Annotated in this window: 26 protein-coding genes; 10 read left to right on the top strand and 16 right to left on the bottom strand. The window is 59.9% G+C overall.

The window, feature by feature from the left end; translation table 11 throughout:
• The first annotated feature begins 63 nt into the window (after positions 1-63).
• The 4 genes from cysQ to EK369_RS06950 are packed head-to-tail and all read left to right on the top strand — an operon-like array spanning position 64 to position 3,948.
• Positions 64-861: a 3'(2'),5'-bisphosphate nucleotidase CysQ gene (gene cysQ / locus EK369_RS06965; RefSeq protein WP_127112972.1), complete on the top strand. Its 798-nt coding sequence runs from the start codon at positions 64-66 to the stop codon at positions 859-861.
• Positions 861-1,661 carry a 3-deoxy-manno-octulosonate cytidylyltransferase gene (locus tag EK369_RS06960; protein ID WP_127112971.1) on the top strand — a complete coding sequence of 267 codons (801 nt, stop codon included), beginning with the start codon at positions 861-863 and terminating at the stop codon, positions 1,659-1,661. The genes cysQ and EK369_RS06960 overlap by 1 nt, the downstream gene beginning before the upstream one ends.
• Positions 1,658-2,899, top strand: coding sequence for a glycosyltransferase family 2 protein (locus EK369_RS06955; RefSeq protein WP_127112970.1), 1,242 nt, complete (start codon positions 1,658-1,660; stop codon positions 2,897-2,899). Before EK369_RS06960 ends, EK369_RS06955 begins: the two co-directional genes overlap by 4 nt.
• A 20-nt stretch (positions 2,900-2,919) precedes the next feature.
• Entirely contained in the window at positions 2,920-3,948 is a 1,029-nt protein-coding gene (locus EK369_RS06950; protein ID WP_127112969.1) for an NAD-dependent epimerase/dehydratase family protein, read from the top strand.
• A gap of 11 nt (positions 3,949-3,959) precedes the next feature.
• Here the strand turns inward: EK369_RS06950 and EK369_RS06945 are convergent, their stop codons facing one another.
• Positions 3,960-5,840 carry a polysaccharide biosynthesis protein gene (locus tag EK369_RS06945; RefSeq protein WP_127112968.1) on the bottom strand — a complete coding sequence of 627 codons (1,881 nt, stop codon included), beginning with the start codon at positions 5,838-5,840 and terminating at the stop codon, positions 3,960-3,962.
• A gap of 340 nt (positions 5,841-6,180) precedes the next feature.
• Here EK369_RS06945 and EK369_RS06940 point away from each other — a divergent pair, with 340 nt between their 5' ends.
• From EK369_RS06940 to EK369_RS06920, 5 genes are read left to right on the top strand one after another with little or no spacing between them, the layout of a single operon-like run.
• Positions 6,181-7,290 carry a polysaccharide biosynthesis/export family protein gene (locus tag EK369_RS06940; RefSeq protein ID WP_127112967.1) on the top strand — a complete coding sequence of 370 codons (1,110 nt, stop codon included), beginning with the start codon at positions 6,181-6,183 and terminating at the stop codon, positions 7,288-7,290.
• 40 nt (positions 7,291-7,330) lie between these two features.
• The gene (locus EK369_RS06935; protein WP_127112966.1) at positions 7,331-8,587 is read left to right on the top strand and encodes a glycosyltransferase family 4 protein; all 1,257 of its coding nucleotides are present in this window, start codon (positions 7,331-7,333) and stop codon (positions 8,585-8,587) included.
• Between the two features lie 52 nt (positions 8,588-8,639).
• Complete coding sequence (locus tag EK369_RS06930; RefSeq protein WP_127112965.1) at positions 8,640-9,650, top strand: glycosyltransferase family 2 protein; 1,011 nt, start codon at positions 8,640-8,642, stop codon at positions 9,648-9,650.
• The gene (locus tag EK369_RS06925) at positions 9,647-11,344 is read left to right on the top strand and encodes a DUF5927 domain-containing protein (protein ID WP_127112964.1); all 1,698 of its coding nucleotides are present in this window, start codon (positions 9,647-9,649) and stop codon (positions 11,342-11,344) included. Before EK369_RS06930 ends, EK369_RS06925 begins: the two co-directional genes overlap by 4 nt.
• Positions 11,345-11,350: 6 nt before the next feature.
• Entirely contained in the window at positions 11,351-12,781 is a 1,431-nt protein-coding gene (locus EK369_RS06920) for a sulfotransferase family 2 domain-containing protein (RefSeq protein WP_127112963.1), read from the top strand.
• Positions 12,782-12,800: 19 nt separating this feature from the next.
• Here EK369_RS06920 and EK369_RS06915 read toward each other — a convergent pair whose 3' ends face one another.
• The 8 genes from EK369_RS06915 to hutC form a co-directional block, all read right to left on the bottom strand.
• Positions 12,801-13,265, bottom strand: coding sequence for a PTS sugar transporter subunit IIA (locus tag EK369_RS06915; RefSeq protein ID WP_127112962.1), 465 nt, complete (start codon positions 13,263-13,265; stop codon positions 12,801-12,803).
• A 42-nt stretch (positions 13,266-13,307) separates the two neighbouring features.
• Positions 13,308-13,877 carry a ribosome hibernation-promoting factor, HPF/YfiA family gene (gene hpf, locus EK369_RS06910; RefSeq protein WP_127112961.1) on the bottom strand — a complete coding sequence of 190 codons (570 nt, stop codon included), beginning with the start codon at positions 13,875-13,877 and terminating at the stop codon, positions 13,308-13,310.
• Between the two features lie 266 nt (positions 13,878-14,143).
• Complete coding sequence (gene lptB / locus EK369_RS06905; protein ID WP_127112960.1) at positions 14,144-14,902, bottom strand: LPS export ABC transporter ATP-binding protein; 759 nt, start codon at positions 14,900-14,902, stop codon at positions 14,144-14,146.
• On the bottom strand, positions 14,902-15,390 hold the full coding sequence (lptA, locus tag EK369_RS06900; RefSeq protein WP_306461208.1) for a lipopolysaccharide transport periplasmic protein LptA: 489 nt from the start codon (positions 15,388-15,390) through the stop codon (positions 14,902-14,904). The genes lptB and lptA overlap by 1 nt, the downstream gene beginning before the upstream one ends.
• Positions 15,391-15,402: 12 nt before the next feature.
• A complete protein-coding gene (locus EK369_RS06895) occupies positions 15,403-16,029 on the bottom strand; it encodes an LPS export ABC transporter periplasmic protein LptC (RefSeq protein ID WP_127112959.1) in 627 nt (208 codons plus the stop codon).
• Positions 16,016-16,984 (bottom strand): KpsF/GutQ family sugar-phosphate isomerase, encoded by a 969-nt coding sequence (locus tag EK369_RS06890; protein ID WP_127112958.1) that lies wholly within the window; start codon positions 16,982-16,984, stop codon positions 16,016-16,018. The genes EK369_RS06895 and EK369_RS06890 overlap by 14 nt, the downstream gene beginning before the upstream one ends.
• Positions 16,984-17,595, bottom strand: coding sequence for a ribonuclease D (locus EK369_RS06885; RefSeq protein WP_127112957.1), 612 nt, complete (start codon positions 17,593-17,595; stop codon positions 16,984-16,986). Before EK369_RS06885 ends, EK369_RS06890 begins: the two co-directional genes overlap by 1 nt.
• A 71-nt stretch (positions 17,596-17,666) precedes the next feature.
• Positions 17,667-18,368, bottom strand: a complete 702-nt coding sequence (gene hutC, locus EK369_RS06880) for a histidine utilization transcriptional repressor HutC (RefSeq protein WP_127112956.1) — start codon at positions 18,366-18,368, stop codon at positions 17,667-17,669.
• 176 nt (positions 18,369-18,544) lie between these two features.
• Here hutC and hutH point away from each other — a divergent pair, with 176 nt between their 5' ends.
• On the top strand, positions 18,545-20,080 hold the full coding sequence (gene hutH, locus EK369_RS06875) for a histidine ammonia-lyase (protein WP_127112955.1): 1,536 nt from the start codon (positions 18,545-18,547) through the stop codon (positions 20,078-20,080).
• Here hutH and EK369_RS06870 read toward each other — a convergent pair whose 3' ends face one another.
• From EK369_RS06870 to EK369_RS06840, 7 genes are read right to left on the bottom strand one after another with little or no spacing between them, the layout of a single operon-like run.
• Positions 20,081-20,836, bottom strand: a complete 756-nt coding sequence (locus EK369_RS06870) for an ABC transporter permease (protein WP_127112954.1) — start codon at positions 20,834-20,836, stop codon at positions 20,081-20,083.
• On the bottom strand, positions 20,833-21,561 hold the full coding sequence (locus tag EK369_RS06865; protein WP_127112953.1) for an ABC transporter ATP-binding protein: 729 nt from the start codon (positions 21,559-21,561) through the stop codon (positions 20,833-20,835). The genes EK369_RS06870 and EK369_RS06865 overlap by 4 nt, the downstream gene beginning before the upstream one ends.
• On the bottom strand, positions 21,558-22,235 hold the full coding sequence (tenA, locus tag EK369_RS06860; RefSeq protein WP_127112952.1) for a thiaminase II: 678 nt from the start codon (positions 22,233-22,235) through the stop codon (positions 21,558-21,560). The genes EK369_RS06865 and tenA overlap by 4 nt, the downstream gene beginning before the upstream one ends.
• Positions 22,232-23,167: an ABC transporter substrate-binding protein gene (locus EK369_RS06855; RefSeq protein ID WP_127112951.1), complete on the bottom strand. Its 936-nt coding sequence runs from the start codon at positions 23,165-23,167 to the stop codon at positions 22,232-22,234. The genes tenA and EK369_RS06855 overlap by 4 nt, the downstream gene beginning before the upstream one ends.
• Before the next feature lie 16 nt (positions 23,168-23,183).
• Positions 23,184-24,149 carry a HesA/MoeB/ThiF family protein gene (locus EK369_RS06850; protein ID WP_127112950.1) on the bottom strand — a complete coding sequence of 322 codons (966 nt, stop codon included), beginning with the start codon at positions 24,147-24,149 and terminating at the stop codon, positions 23,184-23,186.
• Positions 24,146-24,742 (bottom strand): thiamine phosphate synthase, encoded by a 597-nt coding sequence (locus EK369_RS06845; RefSeq protein ID WP_127112949.1) that lies wholly within the window; start codon positions 24,740-24,742, stop codon positions 24,146-24,148. The genes EK369_RS06850 and EK369_RS06845 overlap by 4 nt, the downstream gene beginning before the upstream one ends.
• Entirely contained in the window at positions 24,739-25,509 is a 771-nt protein-coding gene (locus EK369_RS06840) for a thiazole synthase (protein WP_127112948.1), read from the bottom strand. Before EK369_RS06840 ends, EK369_RS06845 begins: the two co-directional genes overlap by 4 nt.
• Position 25,510 lies beyond the last annotated feature (1 nt).

Genomic DNA, 25,510 nt, shown 5'->3' with positions numbered 1-25,510 from the left:
TTACGATCCAAGCATAAGGGGCGAAACATGTCATTACAACTTTCCTGCGATTGGAGATAATCTTTGAACTACGAAGTGCTTATTCCGGTGATGCGGCGCCTGGCAATTGAGGCTGGTGCCAAGATCATGGAGATCTACAATTCTGACGATTTTGACGTAAAGGTGAAATCTGATGACAGCCCGGTGACCGCGGCAGATGAGGCAGCAGATGCGATCATTTCCGCCGGTCTGACCGAAACCTTTGGCGACGTCATGCTGGTGACCGAAGAGCAATCCGAAAGCCATGCGGCCAAGGGCGATACATTTCTGATCGTCGATCCGCTGGACGGCACCAAGGAGTTCATCCACCGCCGTGGCGACTTCACTGTGAACATCGCCTATGTCGAAAATGGCGTGCCGCAGCGTGGCGTGGTCTATGCCCCTGCCAAGAACCGCATGTTCTTTACCCAGGCCGATGGTCAGGCGGTCGAAGAGACCGGTGATTTCGCGCTGGATGTTGTGGGTGAGACCACTCCGATCAACGTGGCCGACAGCGACAATGCCGCGCTTTACGTTGTGGCGTCGAAATCGCACCGCGATCAGGCGACGGACGACTATATCAACAAGTACAATGTCAAAGACATGAAGAGCGCAGGCTCGTCGCTGAAGTTCTGTCTGGTGGCAACGGGTGAGGCCGACATTTATCCGCGCGTGGGGCGCACGATGGAGTGGGACACGGCGGCAGGTCACGCAGTTCTGTTGGGTGCCGGGGGCAATGTGGTGCGTTTTGATGACCACACGCCGCTGGTCTATGGCAAGGAAGACTTCGCCAACCCGTTCTTTATCGCCTATGCGCCGAACGTGGAGCTGAAAGAGGCCTGATGTCTGTTCTGATTGCCATCCCGGCGCGCTATGCGTCGACCCGCTATCCCGGCAAACCTCTGGCCACTTTGAAAGGTGCGACGGGTGAGGTGAAAAGCCTGATCCAACGATCCTGGGAAGCGGCCTGCGAGGTCAAAGGGGTCGATCGGGTTGTGGTGGCGACGGACGACGACCGTATTCGCGAAGCGTCAGAGGCGTTTGGCGCCGAGGTTGTGATGACCTCGGAGGATTGCGCCAATGGCACCGAGCGCTGTGCCGAGGCGTTCGACAACCTTGGTGGCGGGTTCGACATCGTGGTAAACCTGCAGGGGGACGCACCGCTGACGCCTGCATGGTTCGTGGAAGAGCTGGTCGAGGGCCTACGTCGTGATCCGGTGGCCGAGGTGGCAACACCTGTGCTGCGGTGCGACGGGCGGGCTTTGAACGGTTTTCTCGAGGACCGTAAAGCGGGCCGGGTGGGCGGTACGACAGCCGTTTTCACCAAGAACCGCCACGCGATGTATTTCTCCAAGGAAGTGGTGCCTTTTACCTCGGACATCTATGCCGATGACGCGGACACCCCGGTGTTTCACCATGTCGGGGTCTATGCCTATCGCCCCTCGGCGCTGGGCGCCTATCCGCGATGGACGGCAGGACCGCTGGAAAGCCTGGAAGGGCTGGAGCAGCTGCGTTTCATGGAAAACGGCCACAAGGTTCTCTGTGTCGAGGTCGAGGCGCGCGGGCGTCAGTTCTGGGAGCTGAACAACCCCGAGGACGTGCCCCGTATCGAGGCAATGATGGCCGAGATGGGAACGCCATGACGCACGACCCGGTCAGCGTGGTCATTGTCAGTCGGGAACGCCCCGAGGCTTTGCTGCGCTGCCTCAAAGGGTTGTCTCAGCAGTACTATCCCAACTTTGAAACAATTGTCGTTGCGGACCCCACAGGGACCGAAGCGGTCAACGGCAGCGCGTTTGCCGGGCTGGTCAAGCTGGTCGAATTTGACGAACCCAACATCTCGGTCGCGCGCAATCTTGGCATTGCCGAAGCCGCCGGGGAGGTTGTTGCGTTTATCGACGACGATGCGGTGGCCGAGCCGACGTGGCTGACTCATCTGGTTGCGCCCTTTGTGGCGGACGCTGAGGTCATGGCCGCAGGTGGTTTCGTGCGCGGACGCAATGGGATATCCTTTCAATGGAAAGCCCAGAGTGTCGATGCCATGGGGCGTACCGAAGACTTGAAGGTCGACGAAACCCGGCCTTCGGTGCTGCATCCCACGGGGCGCCGTGCGATCAAGACCGAAGGCACCAACATGGCGTTTCGCCGAGAGGTGTTGGCCGAGATTGGCGGATTTGACCCAGCCTATCACTACTATCTGGATGAAACCGATGTGAACCTGCGTCTTGCGGCGATGGGGCGCGCCACGGCAATTGTGCCGCTGGCCGAGGTGCATCACGGCTATCTGTCGAATGCGTCCCGGCGTGGAAACCGCGCGCCGTCAGATCTGTTCCAGATCGGGGCCAGTCAGGTTGTATTCCTGCGCAAGCACTGTCCGGTCGAACATCATGAGACGATCCTCAAGGATTTTGCCAAGGAACAGCGCCTCCGTGCGCTTGAACACATGCGGGACGGCCGTTTGGAGCCGAGGGATGTGCGGCGGCTGATGTCGCGGTTGACCAAAGGCTATGCCGCTGGAAAGAGCCGACCCCTGGGTGCGTTGCCCCGTATCCCAAGACCGTCCGAAGGGCTGCGGCCGTTTCCATCGCGGGCCGGAACGGCTCCGGCGGTCGTGGCCGGGCGCCGCTGGAATGCGCGGGGCCTGCGCAGGCGGGCCGCAGAGCTGGTGGCGCAGGGGCAGAACGTGTCGCTGTTTCTGTTTTCGCGCACGGGCCTGTTTCACCGCGTGAGGTTTCATCCGGACGGCTATTGGGAACAGACGGGCGGCATTTTTGGCAAGTCGGACCGCGATCAGCCCTTGTTCCGGGTGACGGGATTTGGCAATCGGCTGAAAGAAGAAAAGCTGCGTCTTGCCGAGCAACGCAGGTTGTTTGAAGACTAAGTGATTTATCGGAGATTTTCATGAAGACTGCCACGCGCACAGCACTTGTTACCGGGACTGCTGGATTCATCGGCTTTCACACGGCAAAGCGGCTGCTGGAGGATGGCTGGACGGTGGTCGGTCTGGATGCCCTGACAGATTACTACGATGTCAGCCTGAAAGAGAAACGCCACGAGATTCTGGCCGCTTCTGAAAACTTCACACCGGTGATCGGGCGACTGGAAGAGCCCGGGTTGGTGATGTCGCTGTTTGAGACGCATCGGCCGGACGTGGTAATCCACCTCGCGGCGCAGGCAGGGGTGCGTTATTCGATTGATGCGCCGCGCTCTTATGTCGAGTCGAACCTTGTCGGGACGTTCGAGATTCTTGAAGCTGGCAGAGCCTATCCGCCGGAACATATGCTGTTGGCGTCAACGTCCTCGGCCTATGGTGCAAATACCGAGATGCCCTATGCCGAGACGCATAAGGCAGACAGCCAGATGTCGTTTTATGCGGCCACAAAAAAGGCCAATGAGGCGATGGCCCATTCTTATGCGCATCTCTACAAACTGCCGATCACAATGTTCCGGTTTTTCACGGTCTATGGCCCCTGGGGACGCCCGGATATGGCGCTGTTCAAGTTCACCAAGGCCATTCTCGAAGGGGCACCGATTGATATCTACAACCACGGCGATATGAGCCGGGACTTTACCTATATCGATGACCTTGTCGCCGGGATCGCCGATCTGGTCAAAGCCGTGCCGCCACAGGTCGAAGGACGCAATGATGATGCGCCCGTGGCGGACAGTATCAGCACAGTGGCGCCCTGGAGGGTGGTGAACATCGGCAATGGAGAACCAGTGCAGCTGATGACCTTTGTGGAGGCTGTTGAGGAGGCCATTGGGCAGAAAGCGCAGAAGAATTTCATGCCGATGCAGCCGGGAGATGTTCCTGCGACATGGGCGGCGGCTGACCTGTTGCAACATCTGACCGGTGCGCGCCCGCAAACGGATGTCAAAGAAGGTGTGCGCCGGTTCGTGGAGTGGTATCGCGACTATTACAACTGTTGAGGAGCGTGCGCTCAGGCGACGACGTTTGTGTCGATGTCGCCGCTCCGGTAGTCCTCGACCCACTTGCTGAGGGTCGAGGTTGCGGCGTCCACATCACGGGTCTCAATTGCGCGGCGCAAGTCCTGCAGCGCGTTGGCGATCTCGATCTCGGAAAGCGTGTTTTCCTGTGCCCGTAAGATTTTGGGATGGGGCGTGGTCAGCATGTCCGAGCCGATCAGCAGCTCTTCGTGCATTTTTTCGCCGGGGCGCAAGCCGGTAAAGGTGATCGCGATGTCACCGTCCGGTGTGTTTTCATCACGCAGGCTGTAACCTGCGCCCTCGACCAGTTTGCGCGCGATATCGACGATGCGTACGGGCTGACCCATGTCGAGCACAAAGACATCCCCCCCGCGGGCAAAGGTTCCTGCCAGGAGCATCAGGCTGACAGCTTCGGTCACGGTCATGAAGTAGCGGGTGACATCGGGATGGGTCACGGTGAGTGGTCCGCCATGGCGAATCTGGTCCTGGAACAGCGGAATGACAGAGCCGGATGATCCAAGAACATTGCCAAAGCGCACCATGGCAAAACGGGTGTGATCGCTGCGGGTGGCCAGATCCTGTACGACCAGTTCGGCCATGCGCTTGGACGCGCCCATGATGCTTGTGGGGCGCACGGCCTTGTCTGACGAAACAAGGACAAACCGGTCGACCGCCGCTTGTCTTGCGGCCTCGGCCACTGTGCGCGTGCCGAGGATGTTGTTGCGCAGCCCTTCGAGCGCGTTGGTTTCAACGAGAGGCAAGTGTTTGTAGGCCGCGGCATGAAAGACAATGTCGACGTCGTTGGAGGTCAGCACGTCGATTACCAGTTCCATGTCGTTGATCGATCCGAGAACCGCTTTGAGTTCGGTGAAACCTGTGGTTTCGGAAATCTCCTGCATGACCGTGTAGAGGGCCAGCTCGCTATGATCGAGAAGTACGAGCCGCGCAGGTTTGAGGTGCAACAATTGCCGACAAAGCTCTGCGCCGATGGACCCCCCGGCCCCGGTCACAAGCAGGTTTTTGCCTTCGTAGACATCCGTGGAAGACGGCAGGATGTCTTCCATTGCCGTGCGGCCCAGTAATGCCGAGGTTTTGACCGGCGTGGCAACGCGGGCTTCGTTGCTGCTGAGAACCATTTCCGCGAAAGAGGGCAGGGTGCGCACCTCGCAGCCGACCCCTTCGAGCTCGTGGGCGATACGCACCCGAACCGCGCGGCTGGTTGATGGCATGGCAAGCACAATACGGTCGATATAGAGCCGCTCGACAAGGGTATTCACGTGCAATGGTGCATAAACGCGAAGGCCGTCTATGCGCGTCTTTTGAAGCGCAATGTTGTCGTCCAGAAAGCACGCCGCTTCGAACGTGTCGTCGGTTTTGAGGGCCGCGGCGAGTTGCTGTCCGGTTTGCCCGGCGCCGTAGATCATAACGCGTTTGCGGATTTGCTTTCTTCGCAGAACGTAGAGAACCAGATTGAGCGCCGCGATACGGCTAGAGACGGAAAGCACCAGAAACAACAGGCTCATCACGGCAAGAACTTTGGGTGCAAGCGCCGGGGTTAAGCCCGGTAAATAACCCAAGACCACGCCAACAACTCCCAGGACAAGCGCCATACCTGCTGTGGTGATCGCGTCGTGAATGCCATAAGCGTTCAGTTTGACCCTGTGTAAACCGAGAAGGCCGATCAGAGTTGCCGAGACCGGCAGAAGTATGAGTAGATACCATGCGTTGTGCCAGAACTCGGGCGAAGGGATGCGACTGACATTGGTCAGATACTGAGCAAGCACAAAAGCCAGCACTACCCAGATCAGATCGAGCGCAAGGAACACCCAGCTTTTCTGCGCGCGGTTCAAAGAGGTCAGCAGCGAAAAGAGCATGGACGGGTCTTGTTCCAGTTAGCCTGCTGGAATTGCAGGTGAGGGTTTCTTTTGAGCGTCTTGCAAAGTTCGCCAACCTGGGGACAGTTTAAACCAAAGTGTCTGGGTTTCGAAGGCCTTGTGTGAGGTCTGACCCTCGAATCGCTTCAAGACGTTAACAATCGGTTAATTCGATGACGCCGAAGCGCAGGGTCTGCCCGGCTTGGCGGTCTGCTGCAACGAGTGTTGCCAATAAAATGAGCGACTGTCGTAAACCGCGCAGTGGGTCAAAAATCGATTGTTTTCACCAAGGAAGACCGGGTAGATTGCGGCCAATTCACTCGGGGCAGCCAAAACCAAAATGCAGAAACTCAGGATCATGATGGCCTTTTGTGCTGCGTTGTTTTTGGTGGCAGCGTGCAGCCTTCCGCGTGGCGCGCCGGTAAAGTCCGAGATTCTGTCCGGCGATGAGTTTGACGATGCCGCACAGAACATTGCGGTCGAGGAAGTCACCCGCAACAGCGTGAAACGGTTCAACACCTGGCCTTCGACCGGGTGGCACGGGCATTACCATTGGCCCCAGACCCAGCGCGGGCCGGCCTATAACATTATTGCCGCCGGTGATGCGATTGATCTGACGCTGTGGGACAGCTCGGACAACTCGTTGCTGACGTCAGACCTGGAGCGGTCGACAAAGGTCAATAATCTTGAGGTGTCACCGTCGGGCACGGTGTACGTGCCCTATGCAGAGCATGTCAAAGTTGCTGGTTTGACGGCGCAGCAGGCGCGGGAACTGATCCAGAAAAAGGTGTCGGGTGTGGCGCCCTCGGTGCAGGTGCAGCTTTCGGTTCGCGAGGGTGTTGCCAACACGGCCTATCTGGTGTCGGGCATGGTAACGCCCGGACCGGTGCCTTTGCCGGACCGCAACCACACGGTACTGTCCGCCCTGTCCCGTGGGGGTGGTGTCTCGCCGAACATCGAGAGCCCGGTGGTCAAGCTGATCCGCAATGGGCAAACCTATACCATCCCGGCCTCGGTGCTGTTTTCGGACGCCCGACGCAACATCACGCTGCGCGGTGGCGACCAGATCATCATCGACAAGGATGAGCGGCACTTCACCGGAATTGGATCAGTGCAGCGGGAGCAGGTGATCTACTTTGATCGCGAAGACATCACTGCGATGGAGGCGTTGACCCTCATGGGTGGGCTGACGGACGATCGGGCCAACCCGCAAGGCATCCTGATCCTGCGCGAGTTTGATACCAAGCACATCCGCAGCGACGGCAAGGGCCCGTCAAAGGAATATGTGATCTTTGTCGTCGATCTGGCTTCGGCGGATGGTCTGTTTGGGGCCAGCAAGTTCAAGATACAGCCCGGTGACGTCGTGGTGGCCACGGAATCCGCCCTGAAACCGGCGCAGGCGATTGTCGCCTTGGTTGCCTCAGGGTTCGCCATCTCGAACGCCTTCTAAGGACAGGAACCACTCAGGACATAGGGAGGACGTCACAGCCGTGAACACCGAGACGCGTTCCCACCCGCCTGCGGCACGCTTGCTGGAGTTGACCCGCGTTGTGTCGTTGCATGGTAGGCGGCCTTCCGGGGTGGATCGGGTGTGTCTTGCCTATTTATGGGCGTTGTGTCGGGATCCTGTGCCTGTCTACGGTCTCTACCGGTCATCTCTGGGATATGTCCTGCTGGATCAGGTCGGTGTCAAAGCGCTGTTGCAAAGGTTGGACGGGGCGGTGCCCTGGGGTGCGCCGGATTGGGTGTCCCGGCTGCGACGCAAAGCGTCTACGCACAGTCAGGTGGTGGAAGCTGAGTGTCGGAGGCTGCGGCTTGCCCGGTGTCGACCTAGCGGGTTGGAGCGACTGCTGCGGCGGCATCTGCCCGAGGGCACGACCTATGTAAATGTGGACCAGACCAATCTGTCGGCGCGGGTGTTGAAGGCGGTCAAGGCGCTGCCCGGAGGCAGGGTTGCGGTGTTCCTGCACGACACGATCCCGCTGGACTTTCCCGACTTGCAAACCCCGTCAGCGCGGCTGAAACTTACGAAAATCCTTGGGCGGGTGCAGGCCTATGCGGATCTGATCCTGACCAACTCGCGAGTTTCGGCAGAGGATATTCACCGGCATATCGAGCCCCTTGGAGCGGTTCCGAGGATCGAGGCTGTTCATTTGGGCGTGGAGCCGGTTTTTTTCCAAATCAGAGACAATCCCGCGCCGCCGGAGGTGGCAAAACCCTATTTTCTGATGTTGGGCACCATCGAGCCACGCAAGCAGCATGGCATGATCCTGGACATCTGGGAGCGTCTGGCCGAGGAGATTCCCGAAGCCGACATGCCGCATCTGGTCATATGCGGCCGTCGGGGCTGGATGGGTGAGGCTTTGTTTCCGCGGCTGGACCAAAGCCCGTTGAAGGGGCGTTTTCTGCATGAGTTCAACGATCTGGCAGATGACGCGTTACGCGCCCTGACCGCGCATTGCTGTGCATCACTGTTTCCATCCCGTGCCGAAGGCTTTGGACTGCCACCAGCCGAGGCCGCAGCGGTGGGGGTGCCGGTTCTGTGCAGTGACCTACCCGTTTTTCGGGAAATCTTGGGAGATATTCCCATTTACGTAGGCGTGTCAGACAGTTATGCATGGAAAACGGCAATCATTGACCTGACACGGCAGGAGCAAGCCAGAGGCAAAGGCACACCCAGGACGCGGATGCAGTATTCGCCGCCAACCTGGGAGGCACATTTCAACACCGTCTTAAAGTTGGTGTGATAGCCCAAGGCCCGACTCGGCAGAAACCACGTCAGGACGTGAAGGGGGCAAATTGGGCATCTGGACGTCATATCGTCTGAGACTGCAACGGCGCAGGTGGCTTGTGAGAGCCATCCGAAAGCGGCGTGAATTGCGCTCGATCGCGGACCGGACCAAGGCAATCAAGAAAGATGACCTGCTGCTGTTTTCGACGTTGCGAAACGAGCATGTGCGGCTGCCATTCTTTCTAAAGTACTACCGCGAGCAGGGGATCAATCATTTCCTGATCGTGGACAATGACAGCAATGACGGGTCGTTAGAGTATCTGGCCGAGCAACCGGATGTTTCGGTCTGGCACAGCCGAAAAAGCTATAAACGGTCGCGGTTCGGAGTGGATTGGCTGAACTGGCTGCAGCTGCGGTACGCCCATGGGCACTGGTGCCTGACCGTCGATCCGGACGAGTTCCTGATCTATCCGTTTTGCGATACACGGCCTTTGCGTGCCCTGACCGACTGGTTGGATGCGTCGTCGATCAAGTCCTTTAGCGCGATGCTCCTGGACATGTACCCCAAGGGGCGGATCGACGAACAGCCGTATCAGTCAGGGCAAAACCCCCTGGAGATCGCGAGTTGGTTTGACTCGGGCAACTACACCATGGATCGCAACAAGCTGTTTGGGAACCTCTGGATACAGGGTGGCCCACGCTCACGCGTCTTCTTTCCTGATGAGCCGAAAAAGGGCCCGGCGCTGAACAAGATTCCGCTGGTCAAGTGGAACCGGCGCTATGCCTATGTGAGCTCCACGCACATGCTGCTGCCGCGCGGTCTCAATCAGGTTTACGATGAATGGGGCGGCGAAAAGGCCTCGGGCATTTTGCTGCACACCAAGTTTCTGGATACCTTTACCGAAAAGGCGGCAGAAGAGTTGCACCGCAAGCAGCACTATGCGGCCAGCGTGGAATACATCGCCTATGCGCAGGCGCTAAAGGATGATCCCGAGCTGTGGTGCAAGTGGTCGGAGAAATACATCAATTGGCGGCAGCTTGAGATTCTCGGCCTGATGTCCAAGGGGAACTGGGCATGAGTGTCGGGATCGCCATGCTTGTGCACACGGCGCTGGATCGCGCTGAACAGGTGGTGCGCCATTGGTCAGCGGCTGGGTGCCCCGTGGTGATTCACGTAGACGCTGCCGTGGGACGTCAGACCTATGCGAAGTTCGTCAAGGCGCTGAGCGATGTGCCCACGGTCCGCTTTTGCGCGCGTCACAAGTGCGACTGGGGCACCTGGGGGCTGGTCGCAGCGGCGCAATCGGCCTCGGAACTGATCCTGCGAGAATTTCCCGAGGTGCGTCACGTCTATCTTTCGTCCGGCTCCTGCGTGCCCTTGCGACCGGTCAACGAGCTGATTGATTACCTGGCTGCGCGCCCGCGCACCGATTTCATTGAAAGCGCGACCACCGCAGATGTGCCCTGGACCGTTGGAGGGCTGAGTGAAGAGCGGTTCACGCTGCGGTTCCCCTTCTCGTGGAAGAAGCAGCGCAAGCTGTTTGATTCCTATGTTGAATTGCAGCGGTTCATTGGCTTCAGGCGCCGGATACCGCCTGGGATCGTGCCGCATATGGGGTCGCAATGGTGGTGCCTGACCCGCCAGACCCTGTCGGCCATTCTGGACGACCCCGAGCGCGAAACCTATGACGCCTACTTTAAAAAGGTGTGGATTCCGGACGAGAGCTATTTTCAGACTCTGGCGCGGCTTTATTCGACGAGCATCGAAAGCCGGTCACTGACCCTGTCGAAGTTCGATTTTCAGGGCAAGCCGCATATTTTTTACGACGACCACCTGCAATTGTTGCGGCGGTCCGATTGCTTTGTGGCGCGCAAGTTCTGGCCGCATGCGACGAAGCTGTACAACGCCTTTCTGTCAGAGACCGGCGAGACGGTTAAAATGGCCGAGCCCAACCCGGCCAAGATTGACCGCATCTTTGCCAAAGCAGTCGAGCGGCGGACGCGCGGGCGACCGGGGTTGTTCATGCAGAGCCGCTTTCCCAACGATGGTTGGGAGAATGGTGTGACCAGCGGTCGATACTCGGTCTTTCAGGGTTTCACGGACGTTTTCGAGGATTTTGAACCCTGGTTGGCCAAGGCCTCGGGGACACAGGTGCATGGGCGCCTGTTCCACCCTGTCCATGCCGAATTCGCAGACGGTCAGAGGGTGATCAACGGGGCGCTGTCAGACAGTGCCGCCAGCCGTGATTATAACCCGATTGCCTTTCTGGCGAGCCTGATCTGGAACACCCGCGGCGAACGTCAGTGCTTTCAACTGGGTCCCGAAGACGAAGAAGCCCCCTTGTGGTTCCTGGCCAAGGACCCCAACGCGCAGATCTCGGTGGTGACCGGGGCCTGGGCGGTTCCGTTGTTCAAGTCCAACAGCAATTTCACGGACCTCAGACAAGAGGCGGCCCGGTTGCAGAAACTGGAAAGCGATCAGCTGGACGCCCTGCGCTCGCCCTACACCAAGGCGCGCATTCGTATCTGGACCATGGCCGAGTTCATCGAGGCCCCGATGGAACCTCTGCAATCGGTTATCGACGAGATGGGCCAGCATTCGCTGCGTCGGTTGAGCGAAGCACCGAAAATGGCGGACCTGACGGGCTTTGGCCAGTTTTTGCAGAATCTCAAGAACCAGGGGATGCACCCCTATCTGATGGGGGATTTCCCGGTCAGCCAGGCCGGGCCGAACCAAAAGAAACCCCCACGAAAACCCTATTTGGTGCAGTAGAGTGCGATGACCGAGCCGTTTGATTATTTTGTTGTTTTTGCCGATATGCGCACGGGCTCGAATTTTCTTGAGGCCAACCTGAATGCGATGCCTGGGGTGTCTTGTCATGGAGAGGCGTTCAATCCGCATTTCATCGGCTATCCGAACAAGACCGAGATTCTGAGTGTGTCACTGGAAACGCGTACCGAGCATCCTTTTGAATTGATAAACGCGATCAAATCTCCGGGTGGAGATCTGCGTGGGTTTCGGTTTTTTCACGACCACGACCCGCGCGTTCTGGACACGGTGCTGAGCGATCCGCGGTGCGCCAAGATCATCCTGACCCGCAACCCCATCGAAAGCTATGTGTCGCTCAAGATCGCGCGATCGACCGGGCAGTGGAAGTTGACCGACGTGCGCCGTCGCAAGGATGTGGGCAAAGTGCGGTTTGACGGGCCAGAATTTCGTGCCCATGTCGAAGCCCTGCAAGAGTTTCAGGTCAAGCTGATGGGCGCTTTGCAGCACTCTGGGCAAACCGCGTTTTATGTGGCCTATGAGGATCTGCAGGATCTCAAGGTGATGAACGGTCTGGCCCGGTTCCTGGGGCTGGATGAGGGGCTGGAGGCGCTGGATTCCTCGCTCAAACGGCAAAACCCCAGCGCGATTTCAGACAAGGTTGAGAATGCCGGTGAAATCTCGTTGGCGCTGGCGGACCTGGATCGTTTCAACCTGACCCGCACGCCGAATTTTGAACCCCGGAGGGGGGCAGCAGTGCCAACCTATGTGACCGGGGCCGAGGCTGCGTTGTTGTATATGCCGATCCGGTCAGGGCCGGAAGACGAGGTGCTGAACTGGTTGGCGGGGTTGGACGGCGTTGCCGCAGATGATCTGCCACGCAAGCACAATCAGAAAACGCTGCGGCAGTGGCGCCGCGCCTGTGCAGGCAATCGTTCGTTCACCGTGGTGCGCCACCCGCTGGCCCGTGCGCATCATGCGTTTTGCACCAAGATTCTGGCGGACGGCCCGGACAGCTACGCGCAGCTCCACAAAACACTGCGCAAGGTCTACAAGCTGCCCTTGCCGCCGCAAGGGGTGTTCAAGGACTACGATATCGCGGCGCATCGCACGGCCTTTGTGGCGTTTCTGCGGTTTCTCAAGTCAAATCTGGCAGGGCAGACAAGCATAAGAATCGATCCGCATTGGGCCAGCCAGGTGGAAACGCTGAAAGGGTTTTGCGACCTGGCATTGCCGGACATGATCGTGCGCGAGGATGAAATGGAGAGCTACCTGCCCGCGCTGGCGACGCAGGTTGGCTATGCGGAGGCGCCCGGCCCGACAGATGCGCCCGAGGACATGCCCCACCCTCTGTCAGCCATCTATGACGACGAATTAGAGTCGCTGGCTCGCGAAACATACCAGCGGGACTTTCTGAATTTTGGATTTCAGACCTGGGCCTGAGCCCGGATCAGGCGACGGTTCAAGCCGCCTGAACGCTCTGTGCTTCGGTCAGGATCGAATAGAGCGTTGATGCGTCCTGATTGGCGCGAAGCTTGGAGCAAAGTGACGTGTCACGCAGAGTACGAGACACCAGTGCCAGTGCCTTGAGATGTTCAACGCCAGCCTCTTCCGGAGCGAACAGCGCAAAGGCAATATCAACCGGCTGACGGTCGACCGCGTTAAAATCTACTGGCTTTTCCAGTAGGATAAACGCCCCCAGAACCGAGTCCACAGACTCAAGCCGGGCATGCGGCAAGGCCACACCGTGGCCAACCCCGGTCGGCCCGAGGTTTTCGCGCTCGATCAGCGCCTCGACCACACGATTGGCGTCGAGATCATAGGCCGACTCGGCGAGATCGCCGACGGCATGAAGCAAACGTTTCTTGCTGGAGGCGGCCGAAACAACTTTGACCGCCTCTGGCTTCAGGATCGTAGATAGGTCCATCTTGCCTGTATCTCCAGACAGAGGCCCGTGGGCTCTGCCAAATTATGCTTTGGGATCGATCCAGCCGATATTGCCGTCATCACGGCGATAGACCACATTCAATCCGTCTTTTCCCTCGTTCCGGAAGACCAAAACCGGCGCGCCAGCAAGTTCCATTTGCATCACAGCTTCACCAACGCTCAGAGACGGGATCTTGGACTCCATCTCGGCGATGATCATTGGCTGCAGCGACTCGGGCTCAGCCTTATCGGTCTCCCCTTCTGAGGCGAGGATATAAGAGGACGCGCCGAAGAGTTCAACCGGTTCTGAACGTTCACGGTGATGGTCCTTGAGACGACGCTTGTAACGACGCAGCTGTTTCTCCATTTTTTGGCTGCAATCGTCGAACGCGGCATAGATTTCGGTGGCATGCGCTTTGGCCTGGGCGGTCAGACCGGTCGAAAGGTGGACCGTGGCCTCGCATACATATTCATGTGCGCTTTTGGAAAAAATGATGTTGGCGTCGGTCGGGCGCTCGGCGTATTTGCCGACAACGGCACCAAGCTCGTCCTTCACGTGGGTCTGAAGGGCATCGCCAATGTCGATATGTTTTCCGGTGATTTGGTAGCGCATCCTGTCTCCTTTGCGATGACATGTCGAACCGGGACTACGGGCGTGGAAAAGCACGCCTTGGCAGAGTTAAGTTCGAATGCTGAAGTTGGACATTTCCGATGCTTGTCCGAGACCGGGCCTTGTTGGAAAGGCTGCGCAGGTCACCAGAGCAGAATCCAGAAATGTCATGACTATATTTGAGGACAGGTTGCCGGGGGTGTCAATGATTTCAGATCAAGTTTCGGCGTTTCCTTGCGCAAAAACCTGTTGGGCCAAGAGCGCTGTAGTCAGGAGATCTTGAAGTTCTCGCCCAGGTAGACGCGACGCACATTTTCATTTTCGACCACGTCTTCGGGCGTACCTGACATCAGCACCTTGCCATCATGCAGGATATAGGCGCGGTCCACAATTTCGAGCGTTTCCCGCACGTTGTGATCGGTGATCAGCACACCAATACCCCGGTTTCGCAGGTCCGAGACCAGATGGCGGATATCGCCAACCGAGATCGGATCTACCCCGGCAAAGGGTTCATCCAGCAGAAGGTATTTTGGGTTCGCGGCAAGGCAGCGCGCAATTTCCACGCGACGCCGCTCTCCACCGGAGAGTGCGAGTGCAGGCGCACGCCGCAGGTGTTCGATGGAAAACTCGGACAGCAGTTCCTCGAGACGTTCGCGGCGTTTGTGGCGGTCTTTCTCGGTGATGTCGAGGATCGCCATGATGTTGTCTTCGACGCTGAGGCCACGAAAGATCGACATCTCCTGCGGCAGGTAACCAATGCCCAGTTTGGCCCGTCGATACATCGGCAGGCGCGTGGCGTCGCGCCCGTCGATTGTGACGCTGCCGCCTTCGGGCATGATCAGGCCGGCGACGGCATAAAATGTTGTGGTTTTGCCCGACCCGTTGGGGCCTAGCAGGCCTACCACCTCGCCGCGATTCAGCTCCATGCTGAAGTCACGGATTACCACACGCTTGCGATAGCTTTTGCGGAGGTTTTTGACCTGCAGGCCGCTGTTGCCTTCGGTCACGGTGAGTTCCGGTTTGACCATCAGTTGCCTCCGGACTTCAGGATGGTTTTCACGCGTCCTTCCAGCTCGGCCGTGCCGTCGCTAAGGTTGGCTGTCAGCTTGTTCGAATTCATTGTGTTGCTGCCCTGGGTCAGCAGGACATCCCCGGTCATCACCACGATGCCTTTTTCAATCTCATAGTCAGCTTTGTCCGCCTCTGCGGCATCGCCGTCCTTGACCAGAAGCACGCGTTTGTCGGCCTCAAGCCGGGCAATGCCACCGGTTTCTTCGTCATAAAAGACGGTGACCACAGGAGCACTCATGCGCATGGTGCCCTGGATGATGACCACGTTGCCTTTGAATTCGGCGGTGCCATCAGTCTGGTTCAACGACAGCGCGTCGGCGGTAATTTCAACAGGCTCGTCGGTGTCCTGTTGCAGGCTTCCGAACGAGATTTGAAAGCCTTGCGCAAAGGCCATGACAGGTGCCGAAAAAGCGAGGACCAGAGCAGATAATTTTAGCAGTTTCACGATTAGCCTCAATCACTTCACGGGCGTGTATATCAGTTTCACGCCGTTTGTGAAAAACAAAGTCGCATCTTCGGCGCCTTCCGGTTGCGAAATCACCATCTCACCAGCTTCCAAGTCCCCTGCTGGGCCCGTTCCGGTCACCCGACCGGGAGAGTGGGCATAGAGTTCCCGCATGGCTGACGTCAACTCGTCCGTGCGAATGGTGAAGCCGTTGGAGCTGGTGATCAGGACGCCGCCAAGCAATGTCGCCGTATGTGCGTTGCTGTCAACTTGTGCCACATCAGAGGAAAAGGTGATGCGGGAGCCGTCTGTCAAATCAATCCTGGCGTCCATCTTTTCGGCCTTGGATACCTTTTGGTCATCAATATCGGGCAGCGCGCGCTCTGCTGTGAAGCGCACCAGATGGCCTTCGGAGGTTTTGCCGGAAAAGAACGGTGCGGTAATTTGTTGTTCGCGCGCGCGCTGTTCCAAATCGACCTTTGCAAAGGGGATGGCTGCCGGGCTGCCGCCGCCAATATTACGGGACAACAGGAACAGCGTTGACAAAAGCGCCAGCGCGCAGAGCGGCAGGATAACCTTGAGAAAGGCGACCACGCGGGAATATGTGATGCCCTGTTCGGCCATTTCAGCCCAGCCCAACCCTCAGGCAGTCATGGATGTGCAAGAGACCCAGAGGTTTGGCCGCATCATCGCCGTTTCTGACAAACAGGCAGGTGATTTTGCGGTCGTTCATGATCGAGACAGCCTCTTCTGCCAGCGCTTCGGAGTCGATGGTGGTTGGGTTTTCTGTCATGACCTCGTCGGCTTTGTGGTCCAGCAGCCCCTCCATATGACGCCGCAGGTCACCGTCAGTGATGATGCCGCGCAGCGCACCGTTGGCGTCGGTGACGCCGACCACGCCAAAACCTTTTTGACTGATCTCGATCAGTACGTCGGGCATCGCGGTGTTGCCAGCGACCAGCGGCAGCGCGCTACCTTTGTGCATGAGGTCGCTGACGCGGCTGAGCTGGGCGCCGAGTTTGCCACCGGGGTGGAACTCGCGGAAGTGTTCGGGTGTAAAGCGACGATGCTCCATCAGGGCCACAGCCAGAGCATCGCCAAGGGCGAGCGTCATTGTGGTCGATGAGGTGGGTACGATGCCGGTGCCGCAGGCTTCGTCTGCGCGGGGCAGGACAAGGGCCACGTCGCTTTGTTTCAGCAGCGTCGATTCGGGGCGGCTGGCCACGCCGATCATCGGGATCGAAAAGCGGCGGGTATAGGCGATGACGTCGGCAAGTTCCGGGGTTTCGCCGGAGTTCGACAAAACAAGCGCCACGTCGCCCTGCGCCATCATGCCAAGGTCGCCGTGCGAGGCTTCGGCCGGGTGCACGAAATGCGCTGGCGTGCCGGTGCTGGCCAGCGTTGCCGCGATCTTGCGGGCGATATGGCCGGATTTGCCCATGCCCGAGATGATCACGCGACCCGTCGCCGAGAGCATGAGTTCGACGGCCTCGTCGAATTCATCCCCCAGCGCGTCGCCAAGCTGGTCAAGCGCACGGGCCTCGGTCGAGATCACGCGGCGGGCGGTGTCGAGGTATGAGGGTTTGTCAGCCATCAGTGCGCAAAGATATCAGTTTCGGGCCAGCCGGTGAGGTCGAGGCGCGCGCGCATGGGCAGGAAATCAAAACAGGCCTGAGCCATTTCGGTGCGGCCCTCGCGTTCAAGCCGCTTGTTCAGCTCTTCGCGCAGGCGGTGCAGATAGAGGACATCCGAAGCCGCATAGTCCAGCTGTGCGTTGGTCAGGGTTTCGGCACCCCAGTCGCTCATTTGTTGATGTTTGGAGATGTCGACGCTGAGCAGTTCTTGCAACAGGTTCTTGAGCCCGTGACGATCCGTATAGGTGCGGATCAGTTTCGAGGCGATCTTGGTGCAGTAGACTGGCGCGGTCATTGCCCCAAAGGCATTGTACATGGCGGCAATGTCGAAACGGCCAAAGTGGAAGAGTTTCAGAACGTTCGGATCTTCGAGCATGCGGCAGAGGTTGGGGGCCTCGGTCTGGCCCTTGGCGACCTGCACCAGATGGGCGTCGCCATCGCCCGAGGACATCTGAATCACGCATAGCCTGTCGCGATGTGGGTTCAGGCCCATCGTCTCGCAATCAATGGCCACGATGGGGCCAAGGTCCAGATCGTCGGGCAGGTCGTTTTGATACAGATAGTTTGCCATTATCGCCTCGGGGGTAACTGTTGCCTTGCACTTACGGGTTCTGGGTGCGTGTTTCAATGTCTACGCATGGTCTAGAGAGCGGTCCTTAGCCGATGGCTGCCGGGGTGCGTCATGCGGGCGAGCGTGACGGCGTTGCCATTCAGCCAGGTGCAACGTTCGACCTGAAACACCGGGCTTTCGGGGGCAACGTCAAGGAATGCGGCATAGTCAGTGCCTGCCAGTGCCGCGGAGAACACCAACTCAATATCAGTGAGCGGCATTTCCGAGATCAGCCAATCGTTTGGGCCGATGGTTTCAAAAGACTCGTTCAGCGCTGTAGGCACGGTGTCCAGCACGATCCAGCGGTCTTCGAACTGGTAGGGGGCGTTGTCTGCATAGTGCATGCAGCGCAGGTGCACGACCTCTGCCTTGGGCGCGAGCGAGAGCCGTGCGCGCAGCCAATCCGGCGCAGGTTGCTCTGCACGGCTGACAAGGCTGTAGCGATAGGTGGCGCCCGTCGCCTCGATCTCGGCGCGAACCGAGGGCACGGCGACCTTGGCGTGGCGCAGGGGGGAGGCAAGGACCGTGGTGCCAGCGCGGCGTTTGCGATCCAGGACACCTTCGTCTGCCAGTTCGCGCATGGCGCGGTTGATGGTGGCACGGGCGCAGCCGAACTCTGCCGCAAGGGCGACTTCGCCGGGCAGGACGGTGCCCAGCGGCCATGTCTTGTCCCGTACACGGGTCAGGATGGTTTGTTTGACGTCTCGGTAGCCCGCGCGTCTGGCTGTGCTCATCTTATGGATCCGTCGGTGCCTGCCTTTGGTCACACAGTAGTCGGCTGGGGCAGGTGGGGAAAGGGATTTGACTGACGAATTTGGATTTGATGGTTAATATGTATAGACATAATGAATATTCAGTTATACCTAAATTGTGAAATTCCGACTCAGCGAACCCAGGAAAGGTGCCTCTCGTGACGCAGGTCTTGCTTGTCCCCGGTGAAACAAAACTGGCCGATCTGGAGCGGCTTTTCCGTGATGATCTGGCGGGCGCGCTGGACCCGGCATGTAAGCCGCTGGTGGATAAGGCCGCAGCGCGGATCGTGGCGGCGGCGGCTGGTGAGGCGGCAGTCTATGGGGTCAACACCGGCTTTGGGAAACTGGCGAGCCTGAAGATTGCGCCCGAGGATACGGCGACATTGCAGCGCAACCTGATCCTGAGCCATTGCTGCGGTGTCGGCAAGGCAACGGATCGACGGGTTGTGCGGCTGATGATGGCGCTGAAGCTGTTGAGCTTTGGGCGCGGGGCGTCGGGTGTACGCTGGGAACTGGCGCAGTTGTTGCAAGAGATGCTGGCGCGGGGGGTGACACCTGTGGTGCCTGAGAAGGGGTCCGTTGGCGCCTCGGGTGATCTGGCGCCGCTGGCACATATGACGGCGGCGATGATTGGTGAGGGACGGGCGGAGTTCGCGGGAGAGGTCCTGCCCGGAGCCGAAGCACTGAAACGGGCTGGGTTAGAGCCGATATCGCTGGGGCCGAAAGAGGGGCTGGCCTGTATCAACGGTACGCAATTTTCCACGGCATTGGCCTTGGCGGGCTTGTTTCGGGCGTGGCGCGCGGCACAGAACGCGCTGGTGATCTCTGCGATGTCGACGGATGCGATCATGGGATCGACTGCGCCATTGCGGGCCGAAATTCACGCGTTGCGCGGGCAACCGGGGCAGATCGAAGCGGCAGCAGCCATGCGCGCGATCCTGTCAGGATCAGAGATACGCGAGAGCCACCGCGAAGGTGATACGCGGGTTCAGGACCCATATTGCATCCGGTGCCAGCCGCAAGTGACCGGCGCGGCGATGGATGTGATCCGACAGGCGGCGCGTACGCTGGAGATCGAGGCCAATGCGGCCACCGACAATCCGCTGGTGTTGACCGAGGATGATCTGATCGTCTCGGGGGGGAACTTTCACGCGGAACCCGTTGGGTTTGCGGCTGACATGATCGCCTTGGCGGTGTCCGAGATTGGTGCGATTGCGCAACGGCGGATTGCTATGATGGTGGACCCGACACTAAGTTTTGACCTGCCGCCGTTCCTGACGCCCGAGCCGGGGCTGAACTCTGGTCTGATGATTGCCGAAGTGACGACGGCGGCGTTGATGAGTGAGAACAAGCATCTGGCCAATCCATGCGTGACGGATTCGACGCCGACTTCGGCCAACCAAGAGGATCACGTGTCGATGGCCACACATGGGGCACGGCGGCTGACGCGGATGGTGGAGAACCTTGACCATATTCTGGGTGTCGAGCTGCTTTGTGCCGCGCAAGGGGTGGAATTCCGGGGGCCGCTAGAGACCAGCGCCCCGCTTCAGCACGTCATTGACCGCATGCGACGGGATATCAAACCACTGGATCAGGACCGCTACCTTGCGCCGGACCTTGAGGCGGCGGCAGGGCTGGTTGCCTCTGGTGATTTGCTTGTTGGGCTGGACGTGGCACTGCCCACGCTTGGGTGATTACTGTGCGCGGCTGCGGCCCGAGTGCGACTCTTCCAGGCGCACGGTGGCGGTGCGCACGGCCCAGTGTAGCAAGATCGACAGCACACCGAGGGTCAGCATCGCGGCGAACATCAGGTCAGTTTTGGCGCGGCCATTGGCGAGCAGCATGAGATAGCCAAGTCCCTTGGACGCACCAACCCATTCGCCGATCACCGCGCCGATAGGGGCATAGACCGCCGCCAGTCGCAGGCCCGAGGCAAGCGAAGGCAGCGCAGCAGGGATGCGGATTTGCCAGAGCACGGCGCGTGGGGTGGCCTGCATGGTTTTGGCGAGGTCCAGATAGCCGGGCGGGGTGCGCATGAGGCCATCAAAAAACGACGACGTCACCGGGAAATAGATGATGAGTACCGCCATGGCGACCTTGGACCAGAGGCCATAGCCCAGCCAGAGTGTCAGGATCGGAGCCAGGGCAAAGACCGGCAGCGCCTGGGTAAACACCAGCATCGGTTGCACCAGCATCCGGGCCAGCCGTGACGTGGCGAGCTGAATTGCGGTGATCGCGCCAAGGAGTGCACCGAGGACAAGGCCGATCATGACCTCGATAAAAGTAATGAACGTGTGCTCGGCGATTACAGCGCGGTTGGTCCACCATGTTTCGGCCACCAGCGCTGGGCCGGGCAGGATGAATTTTGGCAGGCCGGTGATGCTGACGATGGCTTGCCACACGGTGACGGCAAAGACGGTGGCGATCAGGGCGGGGAGGTAGCGGGTCATGTGCTTTGCTCCCGGAGCAGTTTCAGCAGCGCGCCCTGAGTTTCCAGCGTTTCGCGGTCGTCCACGTTACGCGGGGCCGAGGCGCTGGGCGTGGCGCAGGCGGTCAGGCCACGGGGCGACATGACCTCGATCGCGTGGCCAAGGCGCGCGGCCTCAGCCGGATCATGGGTCACGAGCAGGACGGTTTTGCCGCGCAGGAGTTCGGCAGCGAGGTCCTGCATGTCGGCGCGGGTCTGGGCGTCGAGCGCGGAAAAGGGTTCGTCCAGCAGGATGATCTCTTTGTCTTCCATCAGGGTGCGGGCGAGGGCGACGCGCTGGCGTTGACCGCCGGAGAGTTCGGCGGGTTTCTTGGTCGCGTGGTCGGTCAGGCGGACACGGGTTAGGAGGTCAGCCAGACGGGATGGGTCCGGGGTCTCACCGCGCAATCGGGCGCCGAGGGTGATGTTCTGAGCGACAGTGGCCCATGGCAAGAGCAGGTCCTCTTGTGCCATATAGGCGACGCGATTTTCGACTGGTTTAGTGTCTGAAGCCAAGATTGTGCCGGTGAATGTCGCACCTGTTTCAAGGTCGGCGATCAGCCGCAGGATGGTGGATTTGCCAACGCCCGAGCCACCCAAAAGACAGGTCCATTGTCCCGGTCGCAAAGACAGGGTCAGCGGCGCGAAGAGTGTCGCGCCGTCAATGGTGGCCTGCCCGGCAAAAGTGATCTCGGGCGCTTGGGTCATGGGGTGAGGCCCATTTGCCAGAAGTTGACCTCAAGCTCGGTGGCTTTTTGGAAGGTCTGGCAGAGGCGGTTCCAACGCGGCGATTTTTCGAAATCGGGCCCAATGCGCCGTGTTAGAGCCGAATCCAGCAGCGTGCCGACGGCTTTGCACGCGGTTTGGTAGTCGTCGCTGGCGTAAGTGTCGATCCAGTCGCGGTAGGTGTCCGAGGTGGCCTCGGTTCCCAGTCGTGCGCCTATTTCGCCGTAGCCCATGACGCAGGGCGCAAGGGCGGCGAGGAGGTCGAGCAGGTCTCCGCTGTACCCAGCTTCGAGGACAAATCGGGTGTAGGCAAGGTTTTCGGCGCGTTCCGGAGTGGCGAACAATTCGTCCTGCGGGATACCTGCGGCCTCGCAGATGCCAACGTGCAGCTGCATCTCTTCGGCAACCAGCGCGTTGACGGTGCCGACGGCGGTCAGCATCTCGTCATGAGTCTCGGATTTCACCACAGCCAGCGCCCAGGCACGGGAGAAATGGATCAGAAAGACATAGTCCTGTCGCAGGTAATGCAAGAAGGCTGCGCGGGGCAGCGAGCCATCGCGCAGGCCTTCGACAAAGGCGTGGCGGGTATAGTCCCGCCACGACCCCGAGGCACCTTCGCGCATCAGCGCGAAGGCTTTGCCATAGTCACGGGTCATTTTGCGGTCACGTCGATCGTGATCGCATCGACAGGGTTGGTCGAGGGGATCATGCCGCTGTCTTTGAGGAACTGCTCAAAGCGCGAATAGCGACCGGCGTCGAAGCCTGCCGGGCGCAGGGCGAACCGCGGCAGGGTGTCGACCCATGCGCGGGCGTTCAACTCGTCTTGCAGTTCGGTCGAGGTCGATGCGAAAATCTCCCAGCTTTTTTCCGGGTTGTTGACGATGTACTGGGTGGCCTTTTCGGTGGCGGCAAGGAAGCGGGCGACTTTGTCGGCGTCCATGCGGTCGGGGTTGGCGACGTAGATCAGCTCGTCATAGGGCGGCACGCCTTCTTCTTCGATGTAGAAACAGCGGCCCGGCACGCCTTCGATGTCCATCTGATTGAGTTCAAAGTTGCGGAAGGCACCGATGACGGCGTCAACCTGACCGGACATCAGCGAGGGCGAAAGCGAGAAGTTCACGTTGATCATCTCGATGTCGTTGAGCATCACGCCATTGCCTTCGAGCATGGCTTGCAGCACGGCCTCTTCCACACCGGCAACCGAGAAGCCAATTTTCTTGCCTTTGAGGTCCGAGAGCGCCTTGATTGGGCCGTCTTCGAGGACGAGCAGGCAGTTAAGGGGCGTTGCGACCAGGGTGCCGACGCGCTTGAGGGGCAAGCCTTCGTGGATTTGCAGGTGCAGTTGCGGCTGATAGGAGACAGCGAGGTCGGCCTGACCCGCAGCGACGAGGCGCGGTGGGGCCGAAGGGTCGGCGGGTGCGACGACTTCAACTTCGAGGCCTTGCTCGGCGAAATAGCCATTTTCCTCGGCGATGATGATCGGGCCGTGGTCGGGGTTGATGAACCAGTCCAAGAGAACAGTCATCTTGTCCTGAGCCAACGCAGGGGTGGCCGCGAGGAAGGCCAGAGTGGCGAGAATTTTCTTCATGGTGTGCGTTTCCTTTTCATGAAGTGGAGGCAGCGACGAGGACGATCTCGCCGGGCCAATCTGGGGATAGGGTTTCCGCCTCGCGCCACGCGCGCAGACCAGAGGCGCAGCAGAGGGCGAGGCGGGAATTGGATGTGTCGAGGGTCGCGGCGACGCGGCCGGGGGCGATGCGCTGGGCTTTTGGATGGGCCGGGATTGGGGCCTCGGCCGTGTCGCGAAGGTCAACGATCACGTCCTTGGGGCCGAGGTGGTCTGGGGCGACGAAGCTGAAACCGTGGCCGGGTTCAGGGGCGCCGTCAAAGCGAAAGGATGTGCTGCGCAGGGTGCGGGCGTCGTATTGCACCATCTGGCCAAGGGGTGATGGATCGAGACCCAGGATCACCGCCAAGGCCATTTGTGCCTGCATTGCGCCGATCACGCCGACAACGGGGCCAAGGACGCCTGCGGTGGCGCAGCTTGCGCCGCTGTCGGGGGCGTCCGGGAAGACGGCACGCAGGGAAGGGGAGCCGCCGCAGAAGCCGCCGACATAACCGCCGAGGCCCAAGACGGACGCGCTGATAAGGGGGGTGTTTTGCGCTAAGCAGGTGTCGCTGAGAATGTAGCTCGCGGCGTAGCTGTCAGCGCAGTCGAGGACGACGTCACAACCGGTAACGAGGGCCGTTGCAGTGACTGGATTCAGAGACTGTTCCTGCCCAATGATCTTGATATCGCTGTTGATGGCACGGCAGCGGTCGGCGGCGACTTGTGCCTTGGGTAAACCGCAATCAATCTCGGTGAACAGGGTTTGGCGGTGCAGGTTGGAGAGGTCCACCGAGTCGCCGTCAACAATCGTGATATGTCCCACGCCAGCACCCGCCAAGAGCGGCAGGACCGGGGCCGCAAGACCGCCTGCGCCAACCACCAGAACGCGGGCCGAGGCGAGGCGGCTTTGCCCCTCGATGCCGACCTCTGGCAGGATGGTCTGGCGGGCGTATCGGGTCATCGGGTGACCTCGATCCACTGGCGTACGCGCCCCTCAGGGTCGTCGTTCAGGGTGATGTCGGTGACAGCCGAGACGATATCGGCACCAGCTTCGAGCACACCGGGGGCGCGTTCAACGCTCATGCCGCCAATGCCGACGAGAGGGATGTTGCCAACCCGTGCTTTCCACTCAGTGACGCGGGGCAGGCCCTGCTGATGCCACTTCATCTTTTTCAGGATCGTGGGGTAGACCGGGCCGAGGGCGACATAATCTGGGCCCATCGCCAACACGCGTTCCAATTCGTCATCGTCATGGGTGGAGACACCGAGTTTCAGGCCGGCTGCGCGGATGGCTTTGAGGTCGGCCTCATCAAGGTCTTCCTGACCGAGATGCAGCCAGTCACAGCCCGCGTCGATGGCCTCTTGCCAATAGTCGTTGATGACGAGCACTGCGCCGTGGTTTCGACAGAGGTCGCGGGAGAGGGCGATTTGCTCGCGGACGAACTCCAAGGGCTGATCTTTCACGCGCAGTTGTACGAGTTTCACGCCCAAAGGCAGCATGCGGCGCAGCCAGTCGGAGTGTTCGAAGATCGGATAGAAGCGGTCGAGGGTCATGTGAGAAACGCCTTTCCGATCACAGGGGTTGAGGCTTCGGCCATGTCGCGGGCTTCGATGGGGTCGGCCTGATGCGCCAGTTGCCCGGCTTCGATCGCCAGCTTCATGGCGCGGGCCATGGTGGCGGGCTCGCCTGCGCGGGCGACGGCGGTGTTTAAGAGCACCGCGTCATAGCCGAGTTCCATGGCGTGGGCGGCGTGGCTGGGCAGGCCGATGCCCGCATCCACCACCAGCGGCGTGTCGGGAAATTCGGCGCGCATGGCGCGGAGGGCATATTCGTTGTTGAGGCCCCGGCCCGAGCCGATGGGCGCGCCCCAGGGCATGAGGACTTCGCATCCAGCTTCGAGCAGGCGTTCGCCGACGATCAGGTCGTCGGTGGTGTAGGGGAAGACCTGAAAGCCGTCATCGGTGAGAATGCGGGCGGCCTCGACCAGTTGGAAGACGTCCGGCTGCAGGCTGTCCGTGTGACCGATCAGTTCGAGCTTGATCCAGTCGGTGCCAAAAACCTCGCGCGCCATGTGGGCGGTGGTGACCGCCTCTTTCACGGTGTGGCATCCGGCGGTGTTGGGAAGGATCAGGACGTTGAGGTCCGAGATCATCTGCCAGAAAGTTTGACCCGCGCCGCCTGCACCCTCCCGACGTAACGAGACCGTCGCAACACCCGCGCCGCTTTCGCGAAAGGCCTGTTCAAGGATCGCGGGGCTGGGGTACTGGGCGGTGCCCAGCATCAAGGGGTTTGGGAGGTCAGTGCCGTAGAATGTGCGCATG

The organism is Shimia sediminis, from assembly GCF_003990645.1.
GTDB lineage: Bacteria > Pseudomonadota > Alphaproteobacteria > Rhodobacterales > Rhodobacteraceae > Shimia > Shimia sediminis.
This window is presented reverse-complemented; position numbering and strand designations above follow the sequence as displayed.